This window comes from Sinorhizobium sp. RAC02 (assembly GCF_001713395.1).
Classification (GTDB): domain Bacteria; phylum Pseudomonadota; class Alphaproteobacteria; order Rhizobiales; family Rhizobiaceae; genus Shinella.
This window is the reverse complement of record NZ_CP016452.1, coordinates 1,100,597-1,114,535: the sequence shown is the minus strand read 5'-3', so window position 1 is coordinate 1,114,535 and position 13,939 is coordinate 1,100,597. Positions and strand designations below refer to the sequence as shown.

Genomic DNA, 13,939 nt, shown 5'->3' with positions numbered 1-13,939 from the left:
AAACGCGACATTTACCGTAACGTACTTGTTGCAAGGCCTGTCTCTGCCACTCTCGTGCCTGATGCAAACGACACGTGGAAGGAGGCCGCGATGAGACGGCTCGCAGCACTTCTGATAACGGTATCCCTCGTGGCGACGGCGGCCTCGGCTGCGCCTGCGATCACGACCACCAAGGTCAACCTGCGCACCGGACCGGGCACCGGCTATCCCACTGCCGGCACCGTCGGCGAAGGTGTGACGGTCGATGTCAGCGAGTGCGACGCGAGCGGTGCGTGGTGCGCCGTAAAGCTGGATGGCCGCGAAGGCTTCATCAACGGCAAATATATCGAGCAGGCCGATCCGCATAAACCCAACTGGCCGCGCAGCTTCACCACCGACAAAGGCGCGACACTCACGCTCTTCCAGCCGCAGATCACCGATTGGCCGGGGTTCACGCAGCTCGACGCGCTGGTCGCCACCGAATTCAAGGCGACGGCCGATGCCAAGCCCATCTACGGCGTCATCGGCATCAGCGGCAAGACCGTCGCAGACGACACGACCGATGAGGTGGTGATCACCGACGTTACCGCCACGCAGGTGGATTTCTCGACGCTTGATCGCAAGGAACTCACCGATCTGGCAATCGAGGTCGGAAAGATCATGCCGACCGGCTCCATCACCGTGTCGCAGGAACGGCTGACAGCAAGCCTTGCGGACTACAAGCGTCTTGAAGACGTGAATGGCATCAAGTCCGACCCGCCGAAGATCGTCGTCAGCACCGAACCCGCCATCCTCGTGCAGACGGACGGCAAGGAAGTGCTCTCGCCGGTAAAGGGCGTCGAGGGCCTTCAGTTCGTCGTCAACACGAACTGGGATCTCTTCAAGACGGCCGATCCCGACGGCGCCTATTTCCTGCGCGACGAGAAGAGCTGGCTGACATCGAAGACCCTCGGCGGCGCGTGGACCGCGGTTACACAGCTTCCGGATGTTCTGACGAAGCTGCCCGCGGACGACAACTGGAAGGACACGAAGACAGCCGTACCGGCCTCAGCTTTCGAGGATGGCAAGGTGCCGAAGGTGTTCTATTCGGATGTGCCGGCCGAAATGCTTCTGTTCGACGGCCAGCCAACGCTTGAAGCCGTCCCTGGAACCGGACTGGAATGGGCGTCGAACACCACAAGCGACGTCTTCTTCCACAAGGACCAGAAGACCTGGTACGTGCTTGTGTCGGGGCGCTGGTTCTCCGCGGCGAGCCTTGATGGTCCGTGGACGTTCGCGACGCCGAATCTCCCCGCCGACTTCCAGAACATTCCGGACGACTCTGCCTATTATCAGGTGCGCGCATCCGTGCCCGGCACGTCTGAAAGCGCTGAAGCCCGTCTGAAAGCCAGCATCCCGCAGATGGCCCGCGTCGCCACGGATGGCTCGGTCAATGTCGAGGTGTCCTATAGCGGCGATCCGAAATTCGAACCGATCGACGGCACGAGCCTTGCCTATGCGGTGAATTCCAACGAGCAGGTGATCAAGGTCGGCGATGCCTATTTCGTCCTGAAGGATGGCGTCTGGTTCACCGGACCCGCGCCGACCGGACCGTGGAAGGTCGCCACGGCCGTGCCGGATGAGATCTACAAGATCCCGCCATCGTCGCCGATCTACAATGTCACCTATGTGCGCGTCTACAACACGGAGCCGGATGCGGTCTGGTTCGGCTACACGATGGGCTATCTCGGTGCCTATCTGGCATGGGACACCTTCGTCTACGGAACGGGCTGGGCGTATCCGGCCTATTGGGACTTCGGCTGGGCTGGCGGCGGCTACTGGCCCTATTATCCGCGACCGCTGACCTACGGCGTCGGCGCCTTCTACAATCCGGCCTATGGGACGTTCGGCCGTTATGGCTATGCCTACGGACCCTATCGCGGCATAGCCGGGGGTACGGCCTATAATCCTCGCACCGGGACCTATGTCCGCGGTGGCGCGATTGCGGGACCAAACGGTGCGCGCGGTTTCGTGTCGGCCTACAATCCCCGCACGGGCAATGCCGCCTTCGCCCGCGGCGGCCACAATGTCTACGGAGCCTGGGGCACGGCAGGCGTGAAGCATGGCTCCGATTTCGCCCGCATATCAGGCGGCGCGACAGACAATGCGGCGGGCATGCATTGGCGAACGTCTGGTGGCAACCATGGCTTCGTCGCCGGCGGCAAGGGCACCGATGTCTATGCGGGCCGCAACGGCAATGTCTACCGCAAGGACGACGGGGGCTGGCAGAAGCACACGTCAGATGGCTGGCAGGACGTCAATCGTCCGAACACTGAAAACCTGAAAAACCACGCCCAGAACTTCCAGGCAAAACATCCTGATGCCGCCGAGCGGATCCGCACCGAAAAGCCCGTCCGTCATACAGGCAAGGTTCGCGAAAGGGCGCCCGAGCATCTTGCCATCGACAGGGCGGGGCGTCAGGTCGGCAACCAGCGGGAACTTCGCCACGACTTCGGACGGCAGGACATCGGGCAGTTCCGCGGTGGCGGCATCAGCGAACGGCAGTTCCGCGGCGGGGGAAGCAGCTTCCGGGCCCATGAGTTTAGTGGCCACCGGATGGGGGGCTTTCATGGCGGAGGTGGTGCACGCTTCAGGCGTCGGTAGCAGGAAGAGTTAGCCTTATCGGAATAGTCAGGAGAGCATGATGGGACGGCATATGAAGACGACCGCGAGACTGGTTCTGGCGGGAACGACCTTGTGTCTTGCGGCTCCCGTACATGCCGCCGAAGGCGGTGCAGGCTTCTATCTGCTCGGTTCGAAGGGACCTGCCGCCGCCATCCTGCCGCCGCCGGGCGTGTTCTTCCAGAACGACATCTACATCTACTCCGGCGACCTCGGCGGCGGCACGGAGCTTCCGACGGGTGGCAAAATAGCTGTCGGTGTCGACGGCAGCGCGATCGTTGAAGTTCCAACCGTCATCTGGGTTCTGCCGGAAGAGGTGATCGGCGGCCATCTGGGCCTCTCGGCCAGCCTGCCGTTCGGCTGGAAGAAGACCTCTGCGGAGGCGACACGAACCGGGCCACTCGGCGGTATTGCGACCGGGTCGGTGACCGATACGGTGTTCACGATCGGAGATCCGATCCTGAGCGCTTTCGTCGGCTGGGAAGCCGGCAACTTTCACTACCAGGTTGGCACGATGGTGAACGTCCCGATCGGCGACTATCAGGAAGGCGAAATCTCCAACATCGCCTTCCATCACTGGGGCGCCGACGTGTTCGCGGCCGCGACGTGGCTCGACCCGAACATCGGCCTCGACCTGTCGGGCGTCGTCGGCATGACGTTCAATGCGGAAAACCCGGCGACCGACTACAGGACCGGCAACGAGTTCCATTTTGAATGGGCGGCCGTCCAGCACTTCAACGAGCAATTCGATGCGGGCCTGGTTGGCTACTACTACAACCAGACGACCGGAGACAGCGGCGATGGCGCCGCGCGGCCGTTCAAGGGGGAGGTCGCGGCGATCGGCGCGACGATCGGTTGGAACTTCAAGTTTGGCGAAGTGCCGATTTCCGCCCGCATCAAGTACTTTCATGAATTCGATGCCACGAACCGGGCCGAGGGCGATTCGGTATTCCTGACGATTGCGATGCCTTTGGCGATCACACAGCCGACGAATGTGGCGGCCCAGTAAGGCCATTCCGTCCTCCAGCAACATGCCTGTAAATCGTGCAATGCAGGCGTCGTTATAGGACACCCGCATTGCACGGAATGCTGAGGACTGTTGGCTACCGGCTATTCGAAGGTATAAATCTTCTTCCAGTCCGCCTTCATGTCCACGAGGAGCCACTTGCGAGCTTCGGCCTCGTCCAATGCCTTGTCCAGCTTCCCGAAAGCGGATTCCCGGTCATAGGCGAACTCGCGCACCGCATCCGTGTGATGGACGATCATGCCGAACCCCTTCTGCGGGCCGCTAGTGACCCAGCGAAGCATCTCGTAATCCCCGTCGGAATTTCCGGCGACGAAGATCGGCCGGCGGCCGATGAACTTGTTGATGCCGGCCGGTTTGCCCGCGCCGTCGTCGATGAAGTCGATCTTCGGCAGCCTGTTCAACACGGGCACGTCGTCGACCAGCGCATATTGCGTCACGATCGTGCTGCCGATGACCTGCTCGGGCGGAATGCCATAGGCCTTCTCGGTGATTGGCCGCATGAATTCCACGCCGCCGCCCGAGACGATATAGGTCTTGAATTCGTTGGCCCGCAGGTAATCGAGCAGTTCACGCATCGGGAGGAACGTGACCTCGTCATACGGCTTGTGGAACTTCGGATGGCGGGCGGTCGCGTACCAGTCCGTCACGATTTTCGTGAACGCTTCGGTGGTCATCCCGGCATGCGTCGCCATGCCCAGCTCCACGATGCCCTTCTCGCCGCTTTTCGCGATACCTTTCAGGTCACCCGCAAGGATGGACTTGAACGGTTCCTTTTCGGACCATTCCGGATGCTGTGGTGCCAGCGCTTTCACCCGATCGAGCATGAAGCCGAGCTGGAAATAGAACGGCTGCTCGGACCACAGCGTGCCGTCATTGTCGAACACGGCGATGCGGTCTTCGGGTGCGACGAAGCCTTCGCCTCCCTGCGTCGTCACCGTCGTGACGAAATCGACGATCGCCTGCCTGGATTTGCCCTCGTTCCAGGATGGCAGGTCTTCCGCCATGGCGGCCAAGGGTGCCAGGAGCAGGATGAGCAAGACGCGAAGTATGATCTTCATCAAAATTCTCCCATCAGAGGCTGGTCCGCCTGATGCAACGGAAGCCGACATGGCTCGTGGATGTGTCTTCCGGCTCCGCATGGCGGGCCGCAGGGCGATAGCGGCGGCAATAGTTCGGAGCGCAAAGATGCGAGCCGCCCTTGAGAACACGGCGCGGAATCCGGATTTCGGGCTGGCGAGGATCGAAGCTGCCGTCGATGGCGGCGCCCCGCGGGTTCTGCGGAATGCAGCAGGACTTGGCTGCGGGCTCCGGATGCCGGGTCGACCAATAGTCCGTCGTCCACTCCCAGACGTTACCGATCATGTCATATAGGCCGTAGCCGTTTGCAGGAAAGGAGCGGACGGGCGTCGTGCGGTCCTTGCCCGCAGCCTTCGTGCTGAGCGTCGGAAATGTGCCCGCCCAGGTGTTGGCCATTATTGTGCCACCGGGCGTCAGCTCGTCACCCCAGGCGTATTCGACGCCGTCGAGACCTCCGCGCGCGGCGAGCTCCCATTCGGCCTCGGTCGGCAGGTCGAGGCCTGCCCATTCTGCATAGGCAAGGGCATCGCAATGGGCAACATGGACGACGGGGTGGTCGAGCTTGCCCCGAAGATCGCTGAGACCGCCATAGGGCCGCCGCCAGTTCGCGCCGAACTTGAAATTCCACCACTGGCTGATATCCGGTCCGCTCACCGCCTTTGGCGGCGTGAAAACGAGCGAACCCGCCTTCAGCATCTTCGGAAGCGCGCCCGGATAATCCTTGGGATCGGGGGCCTTCTCGGCCAAAGTGACATATCCGGTCGCCTTGACGAAGTCTGCAAACTTCCTGTTCGTCACCGGGGTCTGTTCGATCCAGAAACCATCGACCTTTACCGGGTGTGCCGGGGCTTCCTCCGGATAGTGGCTGTCGGAGCCCATCACGAAGGTGCGGCCGGGGATCCAGACGAGATCTTCGGTTACGGCCGGCCGCGCACCTGTCGTCGGGAAAGCCAATGTCATTGCCGTCTCCGTCTTTCGATACCGGAACATTGCGGAGACGGGCGCGCGACGGAAGTACGTTACGGTAAAAAGCAACCGGACGATGTAACAACGCCGTAAATCGGGCTCACCCGATGGCCGCGCTATCCGGGTTCAGCTTCGGCAGCGCGGACGGCCGGACAATACCCTCTCGATTTTCACCGCGCTTTCGGGCAGCGCGGACGGACTTTGACAATGCCGCCCTGTTGAAGCCAGGACGGTCGCGATCCGGGCCAAAAAGCTCTCGCTGGAGCTTCTCCGCCTCCCTGACGACATCGCCGTTCCCGGACGCGCTCACCCAATCGCCGATCGATCCATATCCTGCACTGCGCGTCCAATCCTCAAGACGTCGATAGACCGTCATCGGATCGCTCCCGCGAATTGCCACCATCAGGCGTTTGAAACTCCGCCGCTCGGAAACCCACTCACCATCTGCGAACGCACGTAGTCTTCGTTTCATCCACGGGAGCGTTTTCACAAAGAGCCAACATCCCGTCGCAAGAACAACGAATAGCGCGGCAGCGGCCGCCAATGTCGCCTTCGACGGCCATCTCCGTTCGCTCCCGGCGTCTGTCTGCTCAAGCTGCGGCGCAAGGCCTGTCGTCGCCGGGGCGGCCTTGCTCACCTTGACCGGCGTGCCCGGAAGGGCCGCTACCGCGTTGGCTTGCGCATCGATGTCGAACCATGGATAGGACACCGCGGGAATCTCGACTGCGCCCGCAACCTCGGCGACGAAGGTGGTCGTCTCCGTCCGCGTGCTACCTGTCGTCCGGTCCTCGGCCTGCACCCCGTCCGCTATGCTGGGGGATTTTGGATACTGCTTCATGCCTGCCACGGCCGTCACCGGGGCCGCTGGTATCAGCATCGCCTGCGTATCTTCGGCGAACACCGTGATCGTCCTGACCAGGGCGTCGCCCACCTCCAGGGTGGAGGGATCTCGATCGAAGGACTGGGTTATCGTCAGACCGCGCGCCGCAAAGGTCGGGGCGGCTGCGGCGCCGCCCGATGGCTCGGCCACGGTGAAACGCGTTTCCGGCAGCGTCGTCTGACCCGGGACCGGTTTTCCATTCTGCGAATAGCCGAGCGTGATAACCGCCGGCGGCAAAGTGAAAGTGCCCGCCTCCATCGGAACCACGGCGTAGGTCCGCCGGATGCCGGCATATTGCACCCCATCGATCGTTTCGACCATGTTCAGCGCGCGACCATCCGGCAGGGTGACGAGCGCGTTCGGCAGATCGAAGAGCGGAAACTGCGGCGGCGACGTGAAGAAGTCGGGCACGAACACCTCGACATCGACCCGAACCTGCTGGCCGGGGACGATCCTGCCCGTGTCTTCGATCTTCACCCGGGCGAACGGTTCCGCTGCAAAGCCTGCCGACCCCAACACCAACCAGAGTGCGACGGCGAAGCGCAGCAGCGTCATGGTTTTGCCCTCTGCGCTTCGATCGCGAACTTGCGCGCCATCAGATCCGTCGGGCTGACCACGATGCTCTTCATCCACAGCTCCGACGCCTGCTCGGCGATGGTCATCTGACCGGCCTTGCCCTGCTTGCCCTTGTCGTCGAACTGCACGCTGTCGGGTGGCAGATTGGGTTGGTCCTGCTGCTCTTCTTCAGCGTCCTTTTTCTGCTGGATGAGTGTCTTGGCAATGGCGAGGTTTGCGATGGCGTCCGGCCAACCCTTTCTCTTGTCGAGCGCCTTCCCATAGGCGGCGACCGCCTCGTCGAGCTTGCCGATATGCAGCAGGGCGTTGCCCTGATCGTACCAGCTTTCCGCACTATCGACCGTGGCGAAGGCGTCGACCGCCTCGGCGAACTTTCCCGCCCTGTAAAGTGCCGTTCCTCGCCACATCGGATCGGCGAAATGGGCTGCCGCCGCGTCGAAGTCGCCTTTCTCATAGGCCAGCCGCCCTTGCTGGTCCGGGGTCAACCACATGCCCACCCAGTCTGCGGCCTGGGCTTCGGCCGGAAGCAGCAGGCGCGCAGCGAGGAAGACCGCGCCGACCCGCACGACCCAGCCCTTGCGGAACGACAGCAAGAAAAAAAACACCAACGGAAGCAGCATCCACCAGCCCATGTCACGCCAGCGATCCTCTTCGGCTGCCTGCTTCTGCGCGAAGTTGGTGCGGATCTTCTGCAACACCCAGCGGACATCGGTGTCGTCATCCGTTATTGTGGCGACATCCGCGCCTGTCGCCGCATGCAGCGTCTTCAGTGCCTCGACATCGAGCTTCGCAAAGACGCGTCCGCCAGTCGCATCGGTCAGGAATCCGCCGTCCGGCGTCTTCACCGGCCCGCCTTCGGAGGTGCCGATACCGAGCACGACGATCCCGTTCCTCGCGCTGCTTTTGAACGCGTCGAACGCCTTCTGTTCGACCCCGTCGGTCAGGAAGACAACGGTGCCGGATGCCTCCTGCGCGGCGAGCATGGCCGTGGCCAGCTCAAGAGCCCCGGCCGTGTCCTTGCCATCAACCGGCATGATCCGTGTTGCCAGCGCATCGGTATAGGTCTCGATCAGCGACAGGTCTTCGGTGAGCGGCAGGACCTGATGAGCCGACCCCGCATAGGCGATCACGGCTGTCCGCGCGCCCGCGCGCCCGGCAATGATGTCCCGGATCTTCAGCTTGGCGCGCTCCAGCCGCGATGGGGTCACGTCAATCGCATCCATGGTGGGTGAAAGGTCCATCGCGATGACGAGCGGAGCGGTGTCCTCGACGAAGGGTGGCAGCTCCCGCTGCCAGGTCGGGCCGGCGGCGGCCAGGATTGCCAGCGTCAACACTAGGGCCAGCAGCCACGAGGGGCGCATGCGCGAACCGGTTGAACCATTGACGATCAGACTGTCGAGAAGGTGCGGCTCGATCATGCCCTTCCACTGGCCGCGCATATCGGTCGCACGCGTGGACAGCCAGGCGATGGCGAGCGGAAGGATAAGCGCCAGCAGCCACCACGGCCTCAGGAAATGGAAGGCCTCGATCATGCCGGTGCCCTCCTCTTGAAAACACCCGCCAGCCCGCTCAGAAGGTAGAACAGGGCAAGGACGGCGATCGAGGCGCCTAACGGCCAGTGGAACAGCTCGATGCGCGGCCGCCAGGACAGGTTTTTCTGATCCTGCGGCGTGATTTTGTCGAGGGTGTCGTAGATGGCTGCAAGCTGTGCCTGATCCCCGCCGAAGAAGTACCTCCCACCCGTGTCGGCCGCCATCCTCTGCAATGTCGCGATGTCGAGCTTGTCCTCGCCTGCGGCCTTCGGATCGCCGATGCCGACCGTGTGGATGACGACGCCTTTCTGCTTGGCGATCTCCGCCGCCTTGACCGGCGGCATCCGGCTCGCCGTGTCGTTGCCGTCGGTCAGCACGATCAGGACCTTTTCCGGCACGGTGGTCTTGTCGAACATCTTGATGGCAAGGCCGATCGCATCGCCGATCGATGTTCGCGGCCCCGCCATGCCGGGCAGCGTTTCGGCGATCACCGCCTGGACGGTCTTGTGGTCCATGGTGAAAGGCACCAGCGGATAAGGCGCATCGCCAAAGGCAATCAACCCGATACGATCGCCGGGGCGCTTGGCGACGAAATCCGCGACCACCGTACGCACCGCATCCACGCGGGCCTCGGTGCTGCCGTCGGGTGAACGAAAATCCTTGGTATCCATCGACTGCGACAGGTCCAACGCCAGCAACAGGTCGCGCTGCGGCTCGACTTTCTCGATCGGCGGCTCGACGAATTGCGGCCGGGCCAGCGCCAGGATCATCAGGCACCATGCCAGCGTCTCGCAGGCAAGCTGGACCCAGCCGCGACGGGCAATGACCGACCCCAGGGTTGGATTGATGCCGGCAGCTTTGGCGATCTGCGTGAAGAAGGGAAGCCGCACCGATGCCGAGGTCTCCCGGTGCGCGGGCAGCAACCACCAGACCAGGAGCGGCAAGGGAAGGACAACCAGCAGCCAAGGAAGATCAAGCTGATACATGATGCCGCCTGATCCAATTGCGGGCCGGTGACAAGATGCCATCCGACGTCGGCGCCGCCGCACCGCTGCCGTTCCGGTATTCGCCATCATCAAGCAGCGCGGCGAGCGCATGCCCGTTTTGTCGATCACCCTGCTCTTCGAGAAACGCCACCCATGCTGCACCTGACAGCGCGGCGACATCGGCCCGGCCCCACCCGGCAAGGGCCGTCCGTTTAAGCACTTCGGCGAGATCACGCAGGGCCTGATCGCGCTCTGCAGCATTCTGGAGCTTTCCCTCCATCCCGTCGAGAAGACCGAGCGCCTCACGGCGATAGGCGTTGGCGCGATAGACCCGCACCCGGTGAAGGAGGATTGCAATGACGGCCAACGCGAAAAGGACCGCAACCAGCGACCAGCCCCAGGTCTGCGGCATCCATGACACGGGCTGCGGAACCGCAATGTCCTTCAGCGATTCAAGCGCGACCTTGGTCAATGGATCAAGCGGTGTCGCCTTGTCGGGTTCCATCACCGCCTCCGCTGCCGCCACGCGGCCTGTTCGAGGAGGCGCCGGAGTTGCGGCGCTGTTTCTTCCGCCGCCGAGACAGGGAGCATCGGCAGCCCCAGTTCCCGCTGCCAGTCGCGAAGTTCGCGGCCGCGTGCGCGCGCAAACGTGTCGATGGCCTGCCGGATATCGGCACGGCGCAGCGATAATTCCGCCTGCAGGGTGCCGCCGCTCACCACGATGTCGCCGGTGGTCGGAAGTTCAAGCAGGAAAGGATCGTAGACGAGGATGCAGATGACATCGTTGCGGCCCGATAGCCGCAGCAGCGTATCCCGCGTCGTGGCACTGTGCCCATCGAAGTCGCTGATCACCACGACGAGATGGTCATGATGGGCGATGCCGGCCACACGTTGCAGCACGGTGTCAAGCGATGCGGGCGACGGCGCCCCGGAAAATCCGGCCTCGAGCCTGCCGTTCTGTGTTGCGACCTTGCCTGCGAGCGTGATCACCGCCTCGCGGCTGCGGTGCGGCCGCACCTCCTCGATGTCTCCATCGTTGAAGACGAAGCCGCCGACGCGGTCGCCCGAACCGAGGATGCGCCAGGCGCAAAGCATCGCCACCTCGGCCGCCGCCACCGATTTCATCGCGCGCCGACTGCCGAAGAACATGTTGATCCGCTGGTCGACGACAATGAGGGCCGGGCGCTCCTTCTCCTCGCTGTAGACGCGCACGACAGGCTTGTTCGTGCGCGCCGTCACGCGCCAGTCGATGGAGCGGATGTCGTCACCAGGCAGGTAGTCCCGCAGTTCCTCGAAGGTCAGGCCCCGGCCGCGCATCGAGGACTGCATTCGCCCTGCAAGCTGCTGGTGGCTGCGATATTTCTGGACGAAGCTCAGGTCGCGGGCGCGCGCCTCCAGCGCCACGAGCTGGTCGGTGGAGATATGGACGCCTGCCGTGCTTTCGGTCGTGGGCATCCCCTCTCCTCACGAAACCGCCACGAGTTCGACAATGCGATCGATGACCTTATCCGGCGTGGTGTTCACGGCATGCGCCTCGTAGGACAGGATGAGCCTGTGGCGAAAAACATCGTGGACGACCGCCTTGACGTCATCCGGCGTGACATAGTCACGGCCCTTCAGCCAGGCATAGGCGCGCGAGACCTTGTCGAGACCGATGACGCCGCGCGGGCTGGCACCGACCTGCAGCAGCTTGGCGAGATCCCTGTCGTAACGATCCGGATAACGCGTGGCGAAGACAAGGGCGACAATGTATTTCTCGACGGGATCGGACACGGTCACGGCGCCGATTTCCTTGCGAGCAGCGAAGATTGCCGCTGGATCGAGACGCTCGACCGCGGCCGACTTTGCATGCTCGGCGGCATTCTCCTCGCCGCGCACCAGCCGCATGATCGCGGCCTCAGACGCCTCATCCGGATAGCCGACCTCGATATGCATCAGGAAACGGTCGAGCTGGGCTTCCGGCAACGGATAGGTGCCTTCCTGCTCGATGGGGTTCTGCGTCGCCATGACCATGAACAGGTCAGGCAGAGGATAGCTTTTGCCACCGACGGTTACCTGCCGTTCCTCCATCGCCTCGAGCAGCGCCGACTGCACCTTGGCAGGCGCGCGGTTGATCTCGTCGGCCAGGATCAGATTGGCGAAGATCGGTCCCTGCTGGAACTTGAATTCGCCCTTGCCGCCCTCGCTGAAATAGATTTCCGAGCCGGTAATATCGGCGGGCAGAAGGTCCGGCGTAAACTGGACGCGGGAGAGTTCGGAATTGAGGTTCTTCGCCAGGCTCTTGATGGCGCGTGTCTTTGCAAGTCCCGGAAGGCCTTCGACCAGCAGATGGCCGTTGGCGAGCAGCCCGAGCAGCAACCGCTCGACCATCGCTTCCTGCCCGATGATGGACTGGCCAATCCGTTGGCCGAGAGCCAGGATGTCGTCGCGTGCGGTCATGGGAAACCCTGTCAAAACCGGAGCAGCGAAACGCGCCGATTGAACGGCGCGTCTCCAGGTCGATGGGTTACTTCTCGATGCCGCGCGCCTTGAAGGACTCGTCGATCGCCTTGTCGACCTGCTCGCGCACGCCTTCGATGTTGAAGCTGGCGACACGCTGGCTCGGCGGGTACTTGACGAAGGTCTCGAGGAAGGCGGCCCCCTTCAACTGTCCCTTGACGAGCAGGAAGTCGTTTTTCACCAGCCAGTCATTGTACTGGTCGGAAACGAGATCGGCCCGCTCATAGGGATCCATGCGGAGGTTGAAGAGCTTGGGAAGACGAAGGGTGACCAGGGGATCCTGCCAGACGCCAAATCCACCCGGCGTGCGCTGTTCATGGAAGACCACCTTCCAGTCGTCGTAGCGAATGGAGACAAGATTGCCGTCGTCATCGAAGTAGTAGAACTCGTTGCGCGCGCTCTTGTCGGCCTTTCCGGTGATGTAGTCGAGCTGGTTGTATCCGTCGAGATGGTTCTTGAACGACGTATCGCTGCCTTCCGGCTTCCAGCCGCTGAGGAGACGGCTCTTCACATCGGGATCGCCAGCCGCGGCAAGCAGGGTCGGGAACCAATCAAGGCCGGAGATCATGCCGTTGGAGACCTGTCCGGGCTGAACATGTCCCGGCCAGCGGACCATTGCCGGAACGCGGAATGCGCCTTCCCAATTGGTATCCTTCTCGCTGCGGAACGGTGTCGTTGCCGCATCGGGCCACGAGAACTGGTTAGGGCCGTTGTCGGTCGCATAGACGACGATGGTGTTGTCGGCAATGCCGAGCTCGTCGAGCTTGGTCAGGAGCTTGCCGACGTCCTGGTCGTGCTCCCACATCCCGTCGCCATACTCATTGCCTGTCATCCCGCTCTTGCCCCTGTATTCCGGGCGGACATGCGTGAACAAATGCATGCGGGTCGTGTTCATCCAGGTGAAGAAGGGCTTCTTCGCTTTCGCCTGGCGGTCGATGAAGTCGATGGCGGCCGCCGTCGTCTCGTCGTCGATGGTCTCCATGCGCTTGACGGTCAGCGGACCGGTGTCCTCGACCTTGCCATCGGCCGATGCCTTGATCACGCCGCGCGGAGAGTAGGCTTTTAGGAATTCCTCGTCATTTCCCGGCCAATTGGCAGCCTCGGGCTCCTCCTCGGCATTGAGATGATAGAGATTGCCGAAGAACTCGTCGAAACCATGCTTGGTCGGCAGGTATTCGTCGCGGTCCCCGAGATGGTTCTTGCCGAATTGGCCCGTCGCATAACCGAGCGGCTTCAAAGCCTGGGCAATGGTGATGTCACCCGCCTGCAAGCCGACCGCAACACCCGGTGCACCGACCTTGCACAGTCCCGTACGCAGGCAGGTCTGCCCGGTGATGAATGTCGAGCGGCCCGCGGTGCAACTGTTCTCGGCATAGTAGTCCGTGAACATCATGCCTTCCTTGGCGATACGGTCGATATTCGGCGTCTTGTAGCCGACGACGCCCATCGAATAGGCGGAGATGTTGGTCTGGCCGACATCATCGCCGAAGATGACGAGGATGTTGGGTTTGGCGGCGGCCGCATCCTGCGCCCCTGCGGTGCTGGCGCCCAGGGGTACCGCCGTCAAGGACATGGCGACTGCGGCAGTGGCACTCAGTAATCGACGTGAAAATGTATTCGTCATGATGGTCGCTCCAGCTTGTTTGGTCGGACATCCTTCGACATTTCGCCCTCCTTCTGACGGGACAGGCCACAGCCGCCCTCGCAGGTCGCTTCTTGCCGGTGCCACTGTCATCCGCAAACGGATCGAAGGAAG

At 62.7% G+C, this 13,939-nt stretch carries 11 protein-coding genes; 2 read left to right on the top strand and 9 right to left on the bottom strand.

Going from position 1 to position 13,939, the window contains the following annotated elements; genetic code table 11:
- The first annotated feature begins 90 nt into the window (after positions 1-90).
- The gene (locus tag BSY16_RS26270) at positions 91-2,622 is read left to right on the top strand and encodes an SH3 domain-containing protein (protein WP_069062735.1); all 2,532 of its coding nucleotides are present in this window, start codon (positions 91-93) and stop codon (positions 2,620-2,622) included.
- A 40-nt stretch (positions 2,623-2,662) separates the two neighbouring features.
- On the top strand, positions 2,663-3,649 hold the full coding sequence (locus tag BSY16_RS26265; protein WP_150130151.1) for a SphA family protein: 987 nt from the start codon (positions 2,663-2,665) through the stop codon (positions 3,647-3,649).
- Positions 3,650-3,750: 101 nt separating this feature from the next.
- Here the strand turns inward: BSY16_RS26265 and BSY16_RS26260 are convergent, their stop codons facing one another.
- The 9 genes from BSY16_RS26260 to BSY16_RS26220 all read right to left on the bottom strand — a co-directional run bounded on the left by BSY16_RS26260 (position 3,751) and on the right by BSY16_RS26220 (position 13,807).
- A complete protein-coding gene (locus BSY16_RS26260; protein WP_069062734.1) occupies positions 3,751-4,725 on the bottom strand; it encodes an HAD family hydrolase in 975 nt (324 codons plus the stop codon).
- Positions 4,726-4,738: 13 nt separating this feature from the next.
- On the bottom strand, positions 4,739-5,704 hold the full coding sequence (locus tag BSY16_RS26255; protein ID WP_069062733.1) for a formylglycine-generating enzyme family protein: 966 nt from the start codon (positions 5,702-5,704) through the stop codon (positions 4,739-4,741).
- A gap of 106 nt (positions 5,705-5,810) precedes the next feature.
- A complete protein-coding gene (locus tag BSY16_RS26250) occupies positions 5,811-7,145 on the bottom strand; it encodes a BatD family protein (RefSeq protein ID WP_069062732.1) in 1,335 nt (444 codons plus the stop codon).
- The gene (locus BSY16_RS26245; RefSeq protein WP_069062731.1) at positions 7,142-8,698 is read right to left on the bottom strand and encodes a VWA domain-containing protein; all 1,557 of its coding nucleotides are present in this window, start codon (positions 8,696-8,698) and stop codon (positions 7,142-7,144) included. Before BSY16_RS26245 ends, BSY16_RS26250 begins: the two co-directional genes overlap by 4 nt.
- Complete coding sequence (locus BSY16_RS26240) at positions 8,695-9,684, bottom strand: vWA domain-containing protein (protein ID WP_069062730.1); 990 nt, start codon at positions 9,682-9,684, stop codon at positions 8,695-8,697. Before BSY16_RS26240 ends, BSY16_RS26245 begins: the two co-directional genes overlap by 4 nt.
- Positions 9,671-10,189 (bottom strand): DUF4381 domain-containing protein, encoded by a 519-nt coding sequence (locus BSY16_RS26235; RefSeq protein WP_069062729.1) that lies wholly within the window; start codon positions 10,187-10,189, stop codon positions 9,671-9,673. The genes BSY16_RS26240 and BSY16_RS26235 overlap by 14 nt, the downstream gene beginning before the upstream one ends.
- Positions 10,189-11,139 carry a DUF58 domain-containing protein gene (locus BSY16_RS26230; RefSeq protein ID WP_069062728.1) on the bottom strand — a complete coding sequence of 317 codons (951 nt, stop codon included), beginning with the start codon at positions 11,137-11,139 and terminating at the stop codon, positions 10,189-10,191. Before BSY16_RS26230 ends, BSY16_RS26235 begins: the two co-directional genes overlap by 1 nt.
- 9 nt (positions 11,140-11,148) lie before the next feature.
- Positions 11,149-12,123, bottom strand: a complete 975-nt coding sequence (locus BSY16_RS26225; RefSeq protein WP_069062727.1) for an AAA family ATPase — start codon at positions 12,121-12,123, stop codon at positions 11,149-11,151.
- Positions 12,124-12,190: 67 nt separating this feature from the next.
- Positions 12,191-13,807, bottom strand: a complete 1,617-nt coding sequence (locus BSY16_RS26220) for an arylsulfatase (protein ID WP_069062726.1) — start codon at positions 13,805-13,807, stop codon at positions 12,191-12,193.
- Positions 13,808-13,939: the final 132 nt, after the last annotated feature.

What these genes read in the sequence shown, in the direction of transcription:
- BSY16_RS26270 (WP_069062735.1), top strand. Translation starts at nt 91, where the DNA reads ATGAGACGGCTCGCAGCACTTCTGATAACGGTATCCCTCGTGGCGACG.
- BSY16_RS26265 (WP_150130151.1), top strand. Translation starts at nt 2,663, where the DNA reads ATGGGACGGCATATGAAGACGACCGCGAGACTGGTTCTGGCGGGAACG.
- BSY16_RS26260 (WP_069062734.1), bottom strand. Translation starts at nt 4,725, where the DNA reads ATGAAGATCATACTTCGCGTCTTGCTCATCCTGCTCCTGGCACCCTTG.
- BSY16_RS26255 (WP_069062733.1), bottom strand. Translation starts at nt 5,704, where the DNA reads ATGACATTGGCTTTCCCGACGACAGGTGCGCGGCCGGCCGTAACCGAA.
- BSY16_RS26250 (WP_069062732.1), bottom strand. Translation starts at nt 7,145, where the DNA reads ATGACGCTGCTGCGCTTCGCCGTCGCACTCTGGTTGGTGTTGGGGTCG.
- BSY16_RS26245 (WP_069062731.1), bottom strand. Translation starts at nt 8,698, where the DNA reads ATGATCGAGGCCTTCCATTTCCTGAGGCCGTGGTGGCTGCTGGCGCTT.
- BSY16_RS26240 (WP_069062730.1), bottom strand. Translation starts at nt 9,684, where the DNA reads ATGTATCAGCTTGATCTTCCTTGGCTGCTGGTTGTCCTTCCCTTGCCG.
- BSY16_RS26235 (WP_069062729.1), bottom strand. Translation starts at nt 10,189, where the DNA reads ATGGAACCCGACAAGGCGACACCGCTTGATCCATTGACCAAGGTCGCG.
- BSY16_RS26230 (WP_069062728.1), bottom strand. Translation starts at nt 11,139, where the DNA reads ATGCCCACGACCGAAAGCACGGCAGGCGTCCATATCTCCACCGACCAG.
- BSY16_RS26225 (WP_069062727.1), bottom strand. Translation starts at nt 12,123, where the DNA reads ATGACCGCACGCGACGACATCCTGGCTCTCGGCCAACGGATTGGCCAG.
- BSY16_RS26220 (WP_069062726.1), bottom strand. Translation starts at nt 13,807, where the DNA reads ATGACGAATACATTTTCACGTCGATTACTGAGTGCCACTGCCGCAGTC.